Source organism: Bacillus sp. B15-48 (assembly GCF_016879755.1).
In the GTDB taxonomy this organism is placed as follows: Bacteria; Bacillota; Bacilli; order Bacillales; family Cytobacillaceae; genus Mesobacillus_B.
The window spans coordinates 223,981-241,012 of sequence record NZ_WOFU01000006.1; the positions used below are offsets into that span (position 1 = coordinate 223,981).

At 37.5% G+C, this 17,032-nt stretch carries 17 protein-coding genes and 1 pseudogene; 15 read left to right on the forward strand and 3 right to left on the reverse strand.

Annotated elements, in window-relative coordinates; all coding sequences use genetic code 11:
* Positions 1–98: 98 nt before the first annotated feature.
* From GNT69_RS18800 to GNT69_RS18830, 8 genes and pseudogenes are all read left to right on the forward strand, one after another.
* Complete coding sequence (locus GNT69_RS18800) at positions 99–203, forward strand: YjcZ family sporulation protein (protein WP_203556519.1); 105 nt, start codon at positions 99–101, stop codon at positions 201–203.
* A 41-nt stretch (positions 204–244) separates the two neighbouring features.
* Entirely contained in the window at positions 245–373 is a 129-nt protein-coding gene (locus GNT69_RS18805) for a YjcZ family sporulation protein (protein WP_203556520.1), read from the forward strand.
* A gap of 233 nt (positions 374–606) precedes the next feature.
* Positions 607–2,181: a peptide chain release factor 3 gene (locus GNT69_RS18810; RefSeq protein WP_203556521.1), complete on the forward strand. Its 1,575-nt coding sequence runs from the start codon at positions 607–609 to the stop codon at positions 2,179–2,181.
* Between the two features lie 121 nt (positions 2,182–2,302).
* Positions 2,303–2,457 (forward strand): annotated as a pseudogene (locus GNT69_RS26275) (IS91 family transposase); the annotation flags it as partial.
* Positions 2,458–2,621: 164 nt separating this feature from the next.
* Positions 2,622–4,019, forward strand: a complete 1,398-nt coding sequence (nhaC, locus tag GNT69_RS18815; RefSeq protein ID WP_203556522.1) for a Na+/H+ antiporter NhaC — start codon at positions 2,622–2,624, stop codon at positions 4,017–4,019.
* A 771-nt stretch (positions 4,020–4,790) separates the two neighbouring features.
* A complete protein-coding gene (locus tag GNT69_RS18820; RefSeq protein ID WP_203556523.1) occupies positions 4,791–5,783 on the forward strand; it encodes a DUF5667 domain-containing protein in 993 nt (330 codons plus the stop codon).
* A gap of 116 nt (positions 5,784–5,899) precedes the next feature.
* Positions 5,900–6,652 carry an RNA polymerase sigma factor SigI gene (gene sigI, locus GNT69_RS18825; protein WP_203556524.1) on the forward strand — a complete coding sequence of 251 codons (753 nt, stop codon included), beginning with the start codon at positions 5,900–5,902 and terminating at the stop codon, positions 6,650–6,652.
* Entirely contained in the window at positions 6,649–7,734 is a 1,086-nt protein-coding gene (locus GNT69_RS18830) for an anti-sigma factor domain-containing protein (protein WP_203556525.1), read from the forward strand. Before sigI ends, GNT69_RS18830 begins: the two co-directional genes overlap by 4 nt.
* Before the next feature lie 57 nt (positions 7,735–7,791).
* Here the strand turns inward: GNT69_RS18830 and GNT69_RS18835 are convergent, their stop codons facing one another.
* Positions 7,792–7,992: a small, acid-soluble spore protein, alpha/beta type gene (locus GNT69_RS18835; RefSeq protein ID WP_203556526.1), complete on the reverse strand. Its 201-nt coding sequence runs from the start codon at positions 7,990–7,992 to the stop codon at positions 7,792–7,794.
* Positions 7,993–8,252: 260 nt separating this feature from the next.
* Between GNT69_RS18835 and GNT69_RS18840 the strand changes: the two genes are divergently transcribed.
* Positions 8,253–9,605, forward strand: a complete 1,353-nt coding sequence (locus tag GNT69_RS18840; RefSeq protein WP_203556527.1) for a TrkH family potassium uptake protein — start codon at positions 8,253–8,255, stop codon at positions 9,603–9,605.
* 29 nt (positions 9,606–9,634) lie between these two features.
* Here GNT69_RS18840 and GNT69_RS18845 read toward each other — a convergent pair whose 3' ends face one another.
* Complete coding sequence (locus GNT69_RS18845) at positions 9,635–9,979, reverse strand: DUF3905 domain-containing protein (RefSeq protein WP_203556528.1); 345 nt, start codon at positions 9,977–9,979, stop codon at positions 9,635–9,637.
* Between the two features lie 152 nt (positions 9,980–10,131).
* Here GNT69_RS18845 and GNT69_RS18850 point away from each other — a divergent pair, with 152 nt between their 5' ends.
* Both GNT69_RS18850 and GNT69_RS18855 read left to right on the forward strand, forming a co-directional pair.
* A complete protein-coding gene (locus GNT69_RS18850) occupies positions 10,132–10,293 on the forward strand; it encodes a hypothetical protein (RefSeq protein ID WP_203556529.1) in 162 nt (53 codons plus the stop codon).
* Complete coding sequence (locus GNT69_RS18855) at positions 10,293–10,430, forward strand: hypothetical protein (protein WP_203556530.1); 138 nt, start codon at positions 10,293–10,295, stop codon at positions 10,428–10,430. The genes GNT69_RS18850 and GNT69_RS18855 overlap by 1 nt, the downstream gene beginning before the upstream one ends.
* Before the next feature lie 9 nt (positions 10,431–10,439).
* On the opposite strand, the gene GNT69_RS18860 is transcribed toward GNT69_RS18855, so the two are convergent.
* Entirely contained in the window at positions 10,440–12,188 is a 1,749-nt protein-coding gene (locus GNT69_RS18860; RefSeq protein ID WP_203556606.1) for a B12-binding domain-containing radical SAM protein, read from the reverse strand.
* Positions 12,189–12,565: 377 nt separating this feature from the next.
* On the opposite strand from GNT69_RS18860, the gene GNT69_RS18865 reads away from it, so the two are divergent.
* The 4 genes from GNT69_RS18865 to GNT69_RS26080 all read left to right on the forward strand — a co-directional run bounded on the left by GNT69_RS18865 (position 12,566) and on the right by GNT69_RS26080 (position 16,993).
* A complete protein-coding gene (locus GNT69_RS18865; protein ID WP_203556531.1) occupies positions 12,566–13,579 on the forward strand; it encodes a 2-oxoacid:acceptor oxidoreductase family protein in 1,014 nt (337 codons plus the stop codon).
* Positions 13,579–15,873, forward strand: a complete 2,295-nt coding sequence (locus tag GNT69_RS18870) for a thiamine pyrophosphate-dependent enzyme (protein ID WP_203556532.1) — start codon at positions 13,579–13,581, stop codon at positions 15,871–15,873. The genes GNT69_RS18865 and GNT69_RS18870 overlap by 1 nt, the downstream gene beginning before the upstream one ends.
* 80 nt (positions 15,874–15,953) lie before the next feature.
* On the forward strand, positions 15,954–16,451 hold the full coding sequence (locus tag GNT69_RS18875; protein WP_203556533.1) for a methylated-DNA--[protein]-cysteine S-methyltransferase: 498 nt from the start codon (positions 15,954–15,956) through the stop codon (positions 16,449–16,451).
* A gap of 296 nt (positions 16,452–16,747) precedes the next feature.
* Complete coding sequence (locus GNT69_RS26080) at positions 16,748–16,993, forward strand: aspartyl-phosphate phosphatase Spo0E family protein (RefSeq protein WP_343206523.1); 246 nt, start codon at positions 16,748–16,750, stop codon at positions 16,991–16,993.
* The last annotated feature ends 39 nt before the right edge of the window (positions 16,994–17,032 follow it).

Below are 17,032 nucleotides of genomic sequence, written 5' to 3' on the forward strand. Positions count from 1 at the left end.
TTATTGATAAAAAATCCGGGTGTTTTTTAATAAATAACTGCCCAAACTGCCTAACTTGAATAGGATATATTGACAATCAAAAAGGAGGTCGAACAAGAATGTCAGATGTGCATGGTTTTGGTGCAGGTTTCGCGTTGATTATTGTTTTGTTTATTCTTTTAATTATTATCGGAGCTTCCTGGGGGTACGGTGGGTTTTATTAAACTAGTGAATGCATCTTTGCAAAATAAAGGGGGCTAGAAGTATGCCGTATGGGTATGGCTATCGTGGGTTTTGTGGAGATAGAAGGTATGGCACAGGTTTTGTCTTAATTTTAGTTCTCTTTATCCTTTTAATCATTGTAGGATCTATCTGTTGTCAACCATTTCTTTAATTATTTAAATGATGCCCAGCAGTCGATACTTGCTGGGCTTTTGTAATTTGTCAGAAACGAGATTCTTTTGGGAAATTCTTTTAATTCTTGCACAATAAATCCAGATTGCAAACTTTTGCAATAAAATATATGATTGTGATTATGGAGAATTTGTTTAACGATACCAATAATATTTGAGTGAATTTACTCATGTAACGAACCAACTGAGGTTTTTATAGAAAGGATATTTCATTATGAAAAACTTGAAAGAATCTGTATTATCTCGAAGAACGTTTGCGATTATTTCCCACCCAGACGCCGGGAAGACAACGTTAACGGAAAAATTATTGCTCTTTGGCGGAGCGATTAGAGATGCTGGAACGGTTAAAGGAAAGAAAACAGGGAAATTCGCTACAAGTGATTGGATGGAAATTGAGAAGCAACGTGGAATCTCTGTCACTTCTAGTGTGATGCAGTTTGATTATGATGGTTTCCGTGTAAATATTTTAGATACCCCTGGTCACCAGGATTTTAGTGAAGACACGTATCGAACGCTTACGGCAGTCGATAGTGCGGTGATGATTATTGATTCAGCGAAAGGGATTGAGGCACAGACATTGAAGCTATTCAAAGTCTGCCGGATGAGAGGGATTCCTATTTTTACGTTTATTAATAAACTTGACCGTGAAGGGCAAATGCCGCTTGAGCTACTTGCAGAATTAGAAGAAGTACTTGGAATCGAATCTTATCCAATGAATTGGCCAATTGGGATGGGAAAACAGTTTTTAGGAATATATGACCGTCATCATAACCGGATTGAGCAGTTTCGAGTAGACGAAACGGAAAAGTTTATTACCTTAAACGAAGAGGGAGAAATACCTGGAGACCACCAATTAAAAGAATCTCCATTATATGAACAAACCATTGATGAGATTATGCTGCTGAATGAGGCGGGGAACTCATTCTCGGCTGAGCGCGTGAATGAGGGAGAGCTAACACCCGTTTTCTTTGGAAGTGCGCTCACAAACTTTGGTGTACAGACTTTCCTAGAATCATATCTCGAATTTGCCCCAATGCCTCAGGCAAGAAACTCAACAGTCGGGAAAATAGACCCTACGTCAGATGAGTTTTCTGGTTTTATTTTTAAAATTCAAGCAAATATGAATCCGGCCCATCGTGACCGTATCGCTTTCTTGCGGATTTGTTCAGGGAAATTCGATCGGGGAATGAATGTTACTTTATCGCGAACAGGAAAACCAATCAAGCTGGCACAGTCTACACAGTTTATGGCAGATGATCGTAGTACGGTAGATGAAGCTGTGGCAGGTGATATTATCGGTTTGTATGATTCGGGTACTTACCAAATTGGTGATACTTTACTATCTGGAAAGGAAAGTTTTCAGTATGAACGGTTACCGCAATTTACTCCAGAACTGTTCGTCCGAGTGAATGCGAAAAATGTAATGAAACAAAAGCATTTTCATAAAGGGATTCAACAGCTTGTACAAGAAGGAGCAATTCAGCTGTTCAAAACGGTGAAGACAGAAGATTATTTACTTGGTGCAGTCGGGCAACTCCAATTTGAAGTATTTGAACACAGAATGCGTAATGAATACAATGTTGAGGTTTTAATGGAAAACATAGGATCGAAGGTTGTCCGTTGGATTGAGAATGAAGAAATTGATGAAAACCTTTCTAATTCACGGAGCCTACTAGCCCATGACCGCTATGAAAAGAAAGTCTTTTTGTTTGAAAACGATTTTGCATTAAGATGGTTTCAAGATAAAAATCCAGAAATTCAATTGTATAATCCAATGGATATGAACTGATTCCCTCATTCAAGCCGATATCACACCAAAGATATCGGCTTTTTTACTAAAAAAGAAAGTATATAATTATGGGTCTATCAGAGTCATTCATGCTGTGGCATTTTCGTTATATGGAGACGAACATGATGTTCGAAATGTTCCATATCGATGTAAAGGTTGTTTCTGCACAGTTCTGTTGGTGAAAGCGAAGTACTAACTGAGAATGTTCTTCAAGTTAAGCATCGTCATGTAATCTTTACGTTTGATGAAGGATTAAGAGACGTGTTTCTTCTTCACTATTAGTGAAATGGCATAAACAAAAGCACCGGGCGGTTTTGCTCGTTTTTTTTTACGCCTTATTGTTGACAAAAAAATAATATGCCAATATAGTAATGATTGCAGATGCTTTTATGCATAAAAGCGTTTAAGTGAAAAAGTAAAGCGACTCAGGGGGTAAACAAATGCTTAATCAAAAAGCCATACTTAATATAAGGCCCGTTGAGGCGCTAACGATTACAATTATTTTACTAACGGCAATTAGCTTCAGTATTATAAAACTTCAATTGGTACCTCATGTACCTGTGATGATTGCCATTTTTTTGCTTATACTATATGGATTAATTAAGAAGGTAAAAGTGGCTGATCTAGAAGCAGCCTTGATGGATGGCGCAAAATCTGGACTAGGTGCAGTTATTATTTTCTTTTTAATTGGGATGTTAATCAGCAGTTGGATGGCAAGTGGCACAATTCCAACGTTTATTTTTCTCGCGTTTGAATTAATTAGCGGAAAATGGTTTTACGCGATTGTGTTTGTTGTCACTGCAATCATTGGATTAGGAATTGGAAGTTCATTAACGACTGCTGCTACCATTGGATCGGCATTTATGGGGGTTTCTGTAGCGTTTGATTTATCCCTTGCCATTACTGCTGGCGCCGTTGTGTCCGGTGCTTTCTTTGGCGATAAAATGTCCCCCTTATCTGACACGACGACACTTGCTTCTTCGACTGTGAATGTGGATTTATTTGAACATATTAAAAATATGGCTTGGACAACTGTTCCTGCTTTTATTCTATCTTTATTGTTGTTTATGATTCTTTCTCCCGGTGAAACAGGAGCAAACTTTGATAATGCTGCTGTTGTTAAACAGGAATTAGTAAAGTTGAACTTAGTCCATTGGTACTCCCTCATTCCTTTTTTTGTCCTAGCAATCTTTGCGATAAAAAAGATTCCAGCCTTTATTACGCTAGGTGCTGGTACTGTTACGGCGATGGTCATTAGTTTATTTATTACAGAAAAAGCAGCATGGGCAGGGCTATTGACTAGTTTGTATTCTGGGTATACAACAGAGACGCAAATAGCTGAAGTAGCGTCATTATTATCACGTGGTGGGATAGAAAGCATGCTATTTTCAATCTCCCTTGTGTTGCTCGCTTTAGCGATGGGAGGTCTTTTATTTAGGCTCGGGATTTTACAGGCGCTTTTATCAGGAATTGAAAAGAGTGTGAAGAAAGTATCGGTCTTGATAAGTTCTACGGTTGCTTCTTCAATTGGGATTAATTTTCTATTAGGTGAACAATATTTATCCATTATTTTAACGGGGACGATGTTTGAACCTCATTATCGTCAAGCTGGTTTACATCCGAAAAATCTTTCAAGAGCTCTTGAGGATGCAGGTACTGTTATTAATCCACTCGTTCCTTGGAGTGTATGTGGTGTATTTCTAGCTGGGGTTCTTGGTGTACCAACATTTGAATATGCAGTTTTTGCGTTCTTCTGTCTCATCTCGCCTCTTCTTACTATTTTAGCGGGTTTAACGAAAATATCGATTACAAAATTAGAGAAAAAGGCGGCCGCTTAATAGCTAACGGGTTCGGATTTGAAGTACAACATACCAATGAACATTCCTTTTAGTATAGTAATTCGCACTAAAATTAAAAAGTAATTTGGCAAGCAAGTAAATCAGCAAAGAAAAATGCTTGGAGACATAGACATATGCTCCAAGCATTTTTTATACCAAGATAAGCACCAGGTTAAGTGATTTCCAAATCTCCAAGAATCGCCAGGAAATAAGCTACTAATCTATCCATCTACAAGACAAACTAAGATTTTGATATCTGCTCCACCCAACCATTAAAGAGCGAATCCCCACGAACTTAGCAAAGAGATTCAGCATGGTTTGAAAAATAAACGGAGAAATTCCTCTTATCGCGGAAATAGCAAGAAAAATAGCTGAAATAGACGGAGAGATTCCGCCTATTTAATCGAAAAACATGAAAATGGACCATTTTGCTTTGCTTAACCGGAAAATCTCCGCTTATATTCCCCGAACCGAGCTCTATTCTGGAGTTTAACCGGAAAACCTCCGCTTATTTAAACGATCACTGGTTACTCAATTAAGGATAAGAGAGAATGCCTGCTTCATTTATCCGCCTCCCAAACATCCCCCCCTGTCTAATTCAGTTGCGAATAGGACTATTAATTGGTGTGCTAATTTAGTTTTTATATTCGAAAACTGAACCCGTTACTTAATAGCGTGCCGTCTTTATTATTTTTTACCCCCAGAATCTAATGGTCTTATACGAAAACTTTAATGAAAAGGCGGCCGCTTAAAAAATAGTAGAGGTGAACGATGAAAAAGATAAAAAAATCAAATCCGTTAACAATCATTATTTTAGCGTTATTTTTAGTTAGCATAGTTACCTCCCCTATTGTTCAAGCAGAAGAGAATTTTGAGCAAGTTGATTTGCAAACGATCGAATTTGAAAATATTCAGGAAGAAAGCGATGAAGTTAATGAGGAAGAGGCAATTGAACCAAGCTTAATTCCGGGGGATTTTTTCTATTTCGTAAAAATTGCTATTGAAAAAATTAAATTGGCTATCACATTTGATGATGTAAAAGAAGCTGAGCTTCTTGCAAAATATGCATCCGAGCGACTCGCTGAAGCAGAGGCCTTATTTGTAATCGGGAAAGAGGAAGATGCATTAAAGGTAATCGAAAAAGCAATTGAGTTTATGGATAGTACCGAAGATTTTGAAAAGAATCATGATGAGAGTGAAGCTGTAGGAAATAAGGACGTTACAGTTATCGATGACTCATCAGCAAGTGAAGTTAATAACAAACTAGAACCCGTCCAAAGGCAAAACATCATTGCCTTAACTGCTGCTCTCGAAAAGGTGAGTAACCCGAAAGCAATGGCGTCGTTACAGAAGAATATTGATAAAACATACGAAAAAATAGCTAAAAAACTTGAAAAAGAGCTAGGTGTTGAAGAGGAAACGCTAGAAATGGAAGCAGAAGAGCATCCTCTAAATTCGATTGAAGCTCCAAAGGGAGACACTGAAGTTGAGAGTGATGCTTCAATTGCTTCGCCCATAAGTCCTAATGCCGCTGTTGTGAATCAACCAAATAAAAATATAAAACAAGAAATTCCAGCAGAAAAAGCGAAAGAAAAGCAAGCAGTAAAGGGCCAACTGAAAAAAGAAGAGAAACACCAGAAAAAAGCGGAAAAACATCAGAATCAAGTTGAGAAAAAACAAGTTAAGAACGAAAACAAAAATAATGGTAAAAACGGGGAAAATCAAGGGAAAGCGAAGAACGAAAATAATAAAAATGGTCAATAAATGAAAGAAGGATAGCCACTATTGGCTATCCTCCTAAGAACTTACCTACTCACCATCCCCCAAAAGCGTTAAATTGACACCTATGATATAATTTTGAGGGAAATGAGGTGAGACTAGTGCTAAGTTTATTGTTCATATCGAAAAAGAAGCGAAAAGAAGAGTCACTTGAGGAAAAAGTGGCTTTAATCCAGCAAGGGGATCTTGAACTTCGTGAGGACGTAATTAAAGCGTATCAACCATTCATTGCAAAATCCGTTTCATCTGTGTGCAAACGATATATAAATGAAACAGATGATGAATTTAGCATTGGGCTCATTGCATTTAATGAGTCAATCGAAAAGTTTTCGAGTGAAAAAGGAAACTCGCTTTTAAGTTTTGCTGATGTCTTAATTAAACGGAGGGTCATTGATTATATTCGTCAGCAATCGAAAGAACAAACGGTTTCAATGGATTATGGGAGTGAGTCACTTGAAGATGGAAGCGACAGATCGTCCATTCAAGATGAACTTTCACTTGAGGATTTTCGGAAAAAGACGGATGCTGAGCTTCGCAGGGAAGAAATTGCGCAATTCCAACAAATCCTCCAAGAATTTGGTTTATCTTTCCAAAACTTAGTGAAACAATCGCCAAAACATGTCGATGCCCGTAAAAACGCAATTGAGGTTGCTAAAATCCTCGTTGATAATGAAGAGCTTCGCAAACATTTACTCGAAAAGAAAAGACTACCAATAAAAGAATTAGAGAAAATGGTTCATTTAAGTCGAAAAACAATTGAGAGGAATAGAAAATATATTATATCCATCTCGTTAATTTTATTAGGTGATTATGTCTATTTAAAGGATTATATAAAAGGGGTGCTGGAGAAATGAGGAAAGGCGTAGTCCTTGAAGTGAATGAGCGCTATGTGACATTGCTTACACCTGAGGGTGAATATATCCAGACGCGCAAGCTTCAGCAAGAATATCTGGTTGGAGAGGAAATTCAATTTTTCCCATCAGAAGAACCAGAATTGACGAGGGCAGCGAATATCGTCCAGTCCTTAAGAAAGCTTAAAGTAAGGTTTGTTTCTGTTTCGGTGGCTGTCCTCTTATTAGTCATGATGAGCTTTTCAATTTATGATAGCAGACATGTGTATGCATATATGTCAATTGATATTAATCCTAGCATCGAATTAGGCTTAAACAAAGAGTTAAAGGTTATTAGTATGCAAGGATATAATGATGACGGCAAGAAGATAGCGGCACAATTAGAAAATTGGAAAAATAAAAACGCAGTTATTGTTGCAGAGAAAATCATTGAAAAAATGGAGACGCTAGGTTTTTTAAATGAAAACAAAAACATTCTGATTGCTGCAGTTCCTACAAGCTCCGTGGAAAGATCAACGCAAGACGGAAACTTGGAAGAAACATTATCTGAAATTAAGAACACAACTCAAGAAGATGTGGAAATTACCGTCGTCAACGGGACAGTTGAGGAACGGGAAACAGCAATAAAACAAGGGATGACGACTGGCGGTTTCAAACAAGAAATGAAGTCGGAAACAACGAAAATCATTGAAAAAACAAAAGAAACCCCTGTATTCAAAGAGAATGAACAAAAAAATAAATCAGAGCAAGCTGTACCGAATAGAGGGAATAACACCGAAAAGGGAAATAACGGTAACGGCAATAAAACGAATCTAAATCCGAGCAATAAAAATGAAAATAAAGGTAAGAAAGAAAGCAATTCCAAAGGTCAAGAGAATAATCGAGGAAAAGAATCAACATTAGATCGTAATGAAAGAAACAACAAGCAAAATAACGAAGTGAATGAACGAAAGAATGTGAATGGTAAATCACAAGAAAACAGAGAGCAAAGCAACCAAAACAATGAAGAAAATAAACCCAAACATAATGTTAGTAATAATGGTCAGGGCCAAGGTCAAGGAAAAGGAAAAGGCAATGAAAAATAAAAGGACGGTCTCATAAGGGGTGACCCATATGAGTACGTCCTTTTTTGTTCGTTTGGTCTATTGTTGATTTCTCCCAGATAGCTCGGCTTGAGCCTGCCTCACAAGGCGTTTCGTAATTTCTCCGCCAACGGACCCATTAGAGCGAGAAACAGAATCAGCGCCTAGTTGTACGCCAAATTCTTCAGCAATTTCATATTTTACCTGTTCAAGGAATTGCTCTACTCCGGGAACAAGTAATTTGTTTGAGTTTCTTGCCACTTGTCATCAACTCCTTCCTAGCCACAATGGATGGACCTTCATGATTATTTTTGCACGATTGGTTAAAAATATGTTTGGAAATGTTTACTGTCTAAATGAGAAGCGATCTTGTGTAGGAATTTTGTCTAGCGCAACTAACATCTCGGAGGAGGAAGTTCCCATTGAATGAAGTTTCAGTTAAGATAGTTGTTTACTTCTATCCCTTTCTTTTGTTATTTTAAATGATAGGGTAAAGGGATTGATTTGAAAGGAATAAAATTATGCTAAAAAAATTCAGAAAATGGGTAAAAAAATTAACACCTGCACAAATGATTGTTTCCTATTATTTCCTTGCTATCATTGTTGCCGTTAGCTTGCTTAGTTTACCGATAGCCCTTAAACCCGGCGTGGAGATTACATTTATTGATTCTCTTTTTGTTGCTGTTAGTGCAGTAAGTGTCACAGGACTTACCACCGTAAACATTAGTGAAACGTATTCCGTTGCAGGAACTTTTATACTAATGTTTGTATTCCAGTTTGGTGGGGTTGGGATTATGGCTTTAGGAACGTTCTTTTGGTTGTTAATTGGAAAAAGAATCGGTCTAAAAGAGCGAAGATTAATTATGGCCGATCAGAATCAGACAGGATTATCTGGCATGGTGAAAATGCTGAAAGAGATTCTCTGGATTATTATCATTATTGAGATATTTGGGGCTCTTTTTTTAGGATTTCATTTTCTGCAATATTATCCGACGTGGCAAGAAGCGTTTTTACAAGGATTATTTGCTTCTGTCAGCGCTACTACAAACGCGGGGTTTGACATTACAGGAGCATCCCTGCTTCCCTTTGCAAAGGATTATTATGTTCAGACCATTAACATTTTGTTAATGACGACAGGAGCAATTGGATTTCCTGTTTTAATGGAAGTAAAACATTATATCGCGAGCCGAAGGAAATACTTATTTAGATTTTCGCTGTTTACGAAGATAACGACAGTTACTTATTTTTGTTTATTAGTGTTTGGAACAATGATGATTTTGCTTCTCGAAGTAAACCATTTTTTTGCTGATAAATCATGGCATGAGTCGTTTTTCTATGCCTTCTTTCAATCATCTACTACCCGTAGCGGAGGTTTGGCTACGTTAGACCTCAATTATTTTACGGAAACAACTCAATTAGTGATGAGTGCCCTTATGTTTATTGGTGCTTCTCCTAGTTCAGTAGGTGGTGGGATACGGACGACTACTTTTGCATTGAACTTGCTATTTATTTATAATTATGGTCGGGGAAACCGAACAGTTAAAATTTTCAAACGGGAGCTGACAGAAGAAGATATTACTAAGTCGCTAATTATAACAATTATGGCGTTACTTATTTGCTTTACAGCTACTGTTATTCTCAGAATTACCGAATCTCATTCCTTGATTTCCATCCTGTTTGAAGTATCATCTGCTTTTGGTACAAGTGGTGCATCTATGGGGATTACGTCAGATTTGAGTACGATCGGAAAATTGGTCTTAATGATTTTAATGTTTATTGGGCGAGTTGGTTTATTTATGTTCCTTCTATTTATTGGCGGAAAGGGAGATTATGCGAAGATTCATTATCCAAAGGAAAGAGTTAGTATTGGTTAAGAAAATCCGGGGGACAACCCCGGATTTATTTAATCTGTCCCTTTGCTGACATCGATGGTTGGATGCATAAAAGGGGATGCTTTTGGTTTTTGTTTCTCTTCTAGCAGCTCTCTGTTCTCTGTCGTATTCCAGCCAATATCATTTGTTGGGTGTACCCATTCGTCTCCTGCCATGATGGCTGGGTCTGTCTTGTCACTCCAATTTTCTAACGGAGAATTGGGTGAATTATAAAGACTATCGCCAATAATAACCCCATGCTCATTTTTAAATGGTGGCTCAATTTTTATTCCTGTTCCTTTAAAACTTGGCGCACTTATTTGATGTGGGAGAGTTCCATCGATATCTATTCGTTTTAACTTCAATTTTTTCTTCATTTGCATCATTCCTTTTTACGTTATTTTCTGTTTTTCTCGTTGTTTTTATGATAAACATAGCCTTGTAAAAACAGGAAGAGGCGTAGATACATACTGGACATGATTAAAGAAACAATAAGAATGTTCTTTTACAAGTGGAGGTGGGGTAAAAAATGGCGAAGCGAAAAGCCGAAAGAAATGCAGTTGAAAAATATACGAAAACACCACATCGAAATACGCATGAATCTGAGTTTTCTGCTGAATTTGCAAATGGAGAAGATGCTGGAAAGTTTGCGAATCGGAATTCGAAGCAGGGAAGAGAGGGAAGAGGCTAATGGAGAAAAATAAACAGCAAGAACAAAAAGAAACGGCGAATGTTGAATTTGGAATTGAATTCGGAGATATGAATGCATCAAAAATGTATGAAAGACCTTTTCCTCAGAAAAGAAAAAAAAATAAACGAGAAAAATAAAGCCGGGCATCACGCCGGCTTTATTTTTTCTCTATTAAATGAATATACGGTTGTTTTTTCTGAGGTAGGATGAAAATAGACGAGCATAATAGTTGGCGCTCTTTCAACGACTCCTAAAGATAGGTACTTTTGTAAATCAAAGGTGATTTCTTCAATTACTGTATGCTTATACAAGTCCTTTTCAGGAAGAGCTAATTCCTGGCTTAAAAGACCACTATCAATTATTTCGCTATATAACTTTGCGCGCTGATGCTTATCTTTATCAAGTTCCCACCATGGTTTACGCGGCTTTTGCTTCTTTCCTGATAGATAATCATATTTCATAAGTCCTTCTAACTCTAATAAATTCTCGGTATTCCGCTCTGAAAGAAACTGATAAAGGCGGCGAAATAAATCTTCTAATTGATGTCCAATTCGTGACCAGCCTTGATTTTCCCAATAGGCACCAAATTCTTGAAAGAAATCAAATGGTGTCGGAAAACTTTTAGTTACCAAATACTCAATCGTTTGATCCATCCGGTGGTCATTCCAATACTTTTCTAGGACATCTTCAACTTGTTTTATCCGAATGATATCACTGAACGGTAAAACATTATTGCCTAGTATTTCATATGGGGAATGATCCATATAAATATAATTATGCTCTTTTGCCCGCAGCCGAAGTCCTGTTCCTCGAAGCATTTTTAAGAAGCCAAGCTGTAATTCTTCTGGTCTCATCTCGAATACATCATTAAATGTCTTTCGAAAAGAAAAATAATCTTCCTCTGGAAGGCCAGCGATTAAATCAAGATGCTGGTCAATTTTCCCCCCCTCTTTAACCATCATTACCGTCCGTTTTAGCTTCTCGAAATTTTGCTTTCTCATGACGAGCTCATTCGTATAGTCATTCGTTGATTGAACACCGATTTCAAAACGGAACAATCCAGCTGGCGCATTCTTATTCAAAAATTCAATGACCTCTGGTCTCATAATATCTGCGGTAATTTCAAACTGAAACACTGTACCGGGTAGATGTTCATCAATAAGGAATTGAAACATTTCCATGGCATAGCTGCGACTAATGTTAAAAGTACGATCAACAAACTTAATGGTTCGTGCACCATGTTGCATTAAATAGCGAATATCCTCTTTCACTTTTTCACGGTCAAAATATCGCACCCCAACTTCAATCGAGGAGAGACAAAATTGACAGCTAAATGGGCAGCCGCGGCTTGTTTCGATATAGATGACTCGCTTTGATAAATTAGGAATATCCTCCTCGAAGCGGTGAGGAGAAGGAAGTTCTTTTAAATCAAGTTTATTAAGCTGTGGCTGTAATTTCACTTTTTCACCGCTTCGGTACACAATTCCATGAACATTTTCAATTTTTTCCCTGTTACTTAGTGCGAGAAGGAGTTGTTTAAATGTATGCTCCCCTTCACCGATAACGAGGTAATCGAATTGTTTCACTTCATTCATCCAGTCAGTGTAGTCATAGGTAACCTCCGGGCCGCCTACAATAATCCTGATTGAGGGATTGATTTTTTTTATCATTTTTATTACTTTAATCGTTTCTTCAATATTCCAAATGTAACAGCTAAATCCAATGACATCAGGTTCTTTCTGCAAGAGATCTGTAACAATATTAATAATTGGATCTTTAATCGTATATTCTGCTAATTGGACATCGAATTCAGGTGCGGCGTACGCTTTTAAATAACGAATGGCAATATTTGTATGAATAAATTTTGCATTTAATGTTGCACATATAATGTTCATCAAGATCATTCCTCCGATACTAATACAAAACAACTTCCCATTATACCTCATTGTTGCCAAAAAATATAGGACCCATCCATTCGCGTTGGCCCTTAATCTGCGATAAAAACTGAACGCGATTGATTTAAACTAATTTCCATAAATAAGGGTATTTACCATAAAAAAATAAAAACTGTTATATAAAAATAAAAAACTGTTATATAAAAAAATATCTCTTTTTAAACTAGTAATATTAACGAAAATTGATTTTTTTTATTAGGTGTTATAGTAAAAACAACCACTCTATGATATAAGTCACAGAAATATTTTTAAAATAGTCTTAAAATAGATTGAAGAAAACATCTAATCTATTCAAGGAATCATTTAGGGGGGAAATTATGTCTAACTTACCTAAGAAAAATGAGTTAGGTTTTTATGAGATAAGACTTGAGTCAATAGGTGGTCTTGGAGCCAATTTAGCAGGGAAAATGCTAGCGGAAGCAGGAGTTTTTGGACTTGGATTAAACGGTTCAAACTTTGCTTCTTACGGTTCAGAAAAGAAAGGTTCACCTGTCAAAAGCTTCATTCGTTTTTGTGATCCTGATACAGAAATCCGGGTTCATAGCCCGATTGAAGAGCCACATGTAATCGGAGTTTTTCATGAAGCACTGTATAAAATGGTCGATGTTGCAAGTGGATTAGGACCGGATGGAATTCTGCTTGTTAATACAACTAGAAGTTTTGATGAAATAAAATCTGATTTGAATATAGAATATGGCACAATTGCTACAGTTGACGCATTAGCGATTGCCGTGGAAGAAAAGACGAAAGTGAACACAGCGATGCTTGGAGCTCTTTTTAGGGTATGTGACTTCCTTGATCCAGAGGCAATGAAACAGGTCATTAGAAAGACTTTTGAAAAAAAATATCCGCATTTTGTCGAACCAAATATTCGAACTTTTGAAAGAGGTTACGAAGCTGTCGAGTTTAAGAGCTTTGAAATGGAAGAAGAGGCAAAGGGCCATGATTTTAGTCGTCCGATGCCACTGTTAGGTTATGAAACACAAGAAATCGGTGGAGTATTAACTGCACAGGGAAACAGCATTCAAAAAGATTTAAGTGGTTCAAGGCAAGGGTTTTTGCCGAAATTTGTCCAGGAAGATTGTATCAGTTGTGCTGCCTGTGATACAGCATGTCCAGACTTTTGTTTTGTCTGGAAAGAAGGGGAAGACAAGCGTGGGCGAAAGCAAATGTTTTTACAAGGAATTGATTATCAATACTGTAAAGGTTGCCTGAAATGTGTAGAGGCCTGTCCAACAACCGCATTGAGCGATATGCGTGAAACCATTGGCTATGCTGATTCCAATATGGTAAAACATACATTTCCACTTGTAACAGGAGGGGTTTCATAATGGCAATACGTGAAGATGAGTTAATGGCAGCGAAGAAAGCAGAGCAACTCTCTACTTTTGAATCGGGGAATGAAATGGCTGCAATGGCTGCGGCTCAAATCAATTATCATATCATGGGATACTTCCCAATCACTCCTTCTACAGAAGTTGCTCAATTTTTAGATCAGATGAAGGCAAGAGGAGAGCATGACATTAAATTAATTCCGGCAGATGGGGAACATGGATCTGCGGGCATTTGCTATGGTGCCGCGGCAACCGGTGCTCGCGTATTTAATGCAACAAGTGCAAATGGACTGATGTATATGTTGGAACAATTACCAGTTCAGTCAGGTACTCGTTTTCCAATGGTTCTCAATCTCGTCACAAGGGCGATCTCTGGTCCACTTGATATTCGTGGTGACCATTCGGATTTATATTTTGCCTTAAATGCTGGATGGGTTATTTTGACTGCCAGAACCCCACAGGCTGTATATGATATGAATATTATGGCTTTGAAAATAGCGGAGCATTCTGAAGTTCGTTTGCCAGTTATGGTTGCTTATGACGGATTTTTCACTTCTCATCAAAAACGAAAAGTGAATTATTTTAAAAACCGTGAGGATGTTCAAAAGTTTGTTGGTGAATGTCCCGTTGATTATCACTTTGCACGTGATCCAAAAAAACCAGTAACCATTGGTGCTCATATGAATGGTGATGATTTATTAAATAATCATTTTCAACAATCTGAAGCAATGTATAAAGCCGATAAGGTATATAAACAAGTAGCGGCAGAGTATGCGGAACTTTCGGGAAGGAACTATGATATTCTTGATTTATATCATATGGAGGATGCAGAGGTTGCGTTATTCCTTTTAAACTCTGCAGCCGAGTCAGCAAAAGATGTCGTTGACAAGCTTCGTGCTCAAGGAATTAAAGCGGGAGTAATCAGTCCAAATATCATTCGCCCTTTCCCAGTAGCGGAAGTTAGGGAAGCACTTAAAAATGTAAAAGCACTTCTTGTAGGTGAGCGAGCAGATTCATACGGTGGCCATGGTCCGAATATGACTACAGAAGTAAAAGCGGCTCTTCAAGCAGATACAGAAAATCAAACGATTGTGTTAAGCAGGGTATTTGGTTTAGGTGGGAAAGATTTCTATGCAGATGATGCAGAAGCCTTTTTTAACATGGCGATTGAGGCGATGGAGAAAGGATTTGCCGAAAAACCGTTTGATTATTATGGTCATGTTCCAGGAGATCCAGAAAAAATCCTCAAACCGATTATTGAACCACAACATGGGGATGTGTATAATTCAGGGTTAATACAAGTATCAAAGGATGAAGAAACAAACAAACTTAAGGTGAGAATTCCGCCGCTGAGGGCATTGACTTCCAAACCGAAAAGACTTGCCTCTGGGCATGGAGCTTGTCCTGGATGTGGAATTTTTGGTGGTCTAGAAACGTTCTTTAAGGGAATAGAGGGAGATATTGTTGTTCTGTACCAAACAGGCTGTGCCTATGTTACAACAACAGCTTATCCGTATACATCTCATAAACAGACGATGATTCATAATTTATTCCAGAATGGAGCAGCGACCTTATCTGGAACAGTAGAGGCTTTCTTTGAGTTGAAAAGCCGTGGAGAAATTGATGTTGCCAGCGATGCTACTTTTGTCATGATTACTGGTGACGGTGGAATGGATATCGGTATGGGTTCTGCGATTGGAACGGCTTTAAGAAACCATAAACTGATTATCCTTGAGTATGATAATGAGGGCTATATGAATACAGGCTCACAAATGTCCTATTCAACTCCTATTGGTCATATGACAAGTACGACGAATGTAGGGAAAACTCAACAGGGAAAAGCCTATCATCATAAAGATACGGCGCAAATTATGGCGGCAACGAATATTCCTTATGTGTTTACAGGGACAGAAGCTTTTCCGCAAGATCTTTTGAAAAAGGCAGCGAAAGCACAATGGTATGCACAAAATGTCGGGATGGTTTACGGGAAAATTCTGATTGCCTGCCCACTAAACTGGAAGTCTGATGACAGATACGGACAAACAATTGTTGAAGATGCTGTTTACTCTAACTTCTTCCCGCTTTATGAAGTTGAGCAAGGAGAGACGACTATCACTTATGATCCAGAAGCAAAAAAGAAGAAAATACCATTAAGTGATTGGTTAAAATGGATGGGTAAAACGAAACATCTATTGAAGGAAGAAAATAAAGATTTATTGGCAGGGTTTGAAGAAGAAGTTGAAAAAAGATGGCAACGTTTAAAAGCAAAACACGAAACTCCATTATTATAAAATAAGAAAGAAGCAGAGGATTAGTCCTTTGCTTCTTCTCTTGTATAATAGATACGATTATCGAAAAAGGGGAAGTGAAAATGCGGGTATATACAACGGTTGAAACAGAGATTGGTCTACTTCATATTGTTGCACAAGATCGAAAGCTTTCTGCTATTTACTTTGGAAAAGAAGATTTTCTGGAAAATGAAAAAGGCAATGTCGTTATCGAAAAACAAGAGGATGATTTATTAGTAAGTTGTGTAACGCAGTTAAAAGAATATTTTTCAGGGAATCGGGAGAAATTTGAACTTCCAATTGAAAGAGTTGGGACCGATTTCCAAATTGCTGTTTGGAATAAACTTGAGGAAATCCCTTTTGGTACCACACATAGCTATCAAGATATTGCCATTTCAATTGGGAGGCCGAAAGCCGTACGAGCAGTGGGGCAAGCGAATAAGGCAAATAAATTCCCGATAATCGTTCCATGTCATCGAGTTATTGGGAAAAATCATAAGCTCACTGGTTATGCTGGTACAAAAATAGACATTAAAGAAAAATTACTTCGCCATGAAGGGGTGGTTTCAACAAAAGTTTGAAAATATAGACACAATGTCTATGTTTTGTTTTTTTTCGATAGGAAAATGGACGGTGTAGAACCCTAGTTAAAAAAATATTTCCATATGAACAATATGATAAATACATGATAGGTTGTCGCATTAGTAGGATTTGTTTCAAAGGATAAGAGGAAAACTTGTCGAAGTAAAAAAAGTTATATAAGAAAAATGTCTAATTTTGCGAATCTATTTACATTAGTTTGATTTTCTGTAATACTCCTTTGTAAGAATATCATTCTTTTAATAGAGTGATGGGAATGGGATTAGGGGGAATTGCTGTGTATAAAAAAAATCATCCTTTGCTATATCAGATTCAATTGAAGAGGGAAGAGATGGAAACATATGCGCTCGAAAAAGGGTATAATAGTATGGAGACAATCGTTTGCAGTCAAGAACTTGATAAATTAATTTATGAGTACCAACTAACCTCTCAAAACCATCAACAACAAGACAAAATTCAAATTCGTAAGTTGTTTCGTTTTTTTAACCAACCACAAAGTATGGCAGGTAGTCTTGATACATAGATAATAATATTGATTGACATCCACTGACCTCTTAGGCAG

Bases quoted from the DNA above. Each gene is read 5' to 3' on its own strand.
- GNT69_RS18800 (WP_203556519.1), top strand. From the start codon at position 99: ATGTCAGATGTGCATGGTTTTGGTGCAGGTTTCGCGTTGATTATTGTT.
- GNT69_RS18805 (WP_203556520.1), top strand. From the start codon at position 245: ATGCCGTATGGGTATGGCTATCGTGGGTTTTGTGGAGATAGAAGGTAT.
- GNT69_RS18810 (WP_203556521.1), top strand. From the start codon at position 607: ATGAAAAACTTGAAAGAATCTGTATTATCTCGAAGAACGTTTGCGATT.
- nhaC (WP_203556522.1), top strand. From the start codon at position 2,622: ATGCTTAATCAAAAAGCCATACTTAATATAAGGCCCGTTGAGGCGCTA.
- GNT69_RS18820 (WP_203556523.1), top strand. From the start codon at position 4,791: ATGAAAAAGATAAAAAAATCAAATCCGTTAACAATCATTATTTTAGCG.
- GNT69_RS18830 (WP_203556525.1), top strand. From the start codon at position 6,649: ATGAGGAAAGGCGTAGTCCTTGAAGTGAATGAGCGCTATGTGACATTG.
- GNT69_RS18840 (WP_203556527.1), top strand. From the start codon at position 8,253: ATGCTAAAAAAATTCAGAAAATGGGTAAAAAAATTAACACCTGCACAA.
- GNT69_RS18845 (WP_203556528.1), bottom strand. From the start codon at position 9,979: ATGAAGAAAAAATTGAAGTTAAAACGAATAGATATCGATGGAACTCTC.
- GNT69_RS18850 (WP_203556529.1), top strand. From the start codon at position 10,132: ATGGCGAAGCGAAAAGCCGAAAGAAATGCAGTTGAAAAATATACGAAA.
- GNT69_RS18855 (WP_203556530.1), top strand. From the start codon at position 10,293: ATGGAGAAAAATAAACAGCAAGAACAAAAAGAAACGGCGAATGTTGAA.
- GNT69_RS18860 (WP_203556606.1), bottom strand. From the start codon at position 12,188: ATGAACATTATATGTGCAACATTAAATGCAAAATTTATTCATACAAAT.
- GNT69_RS18865 (WP_203556531.1), top strand. From the start codon at position 12,566: ATGTCTAACTTACCTAAGAAAAATGAGTTAGGTTTTTATGAGATAAGA.
- GNT69_RS18870 (WP_203556532.1), top strand. From the start codon at position 13,579: ATGGCAATACGTGAAGATGAGTTAATGGCAGCGAAGAAAGCAGAGCAA.
- GNT69_RS18875 (WP_203556533.1), top strand. From the start codon at position 15,954: ATGCGGGTATATACAACGGTTGAAACAGAGATTGGTCTACTTCATATT.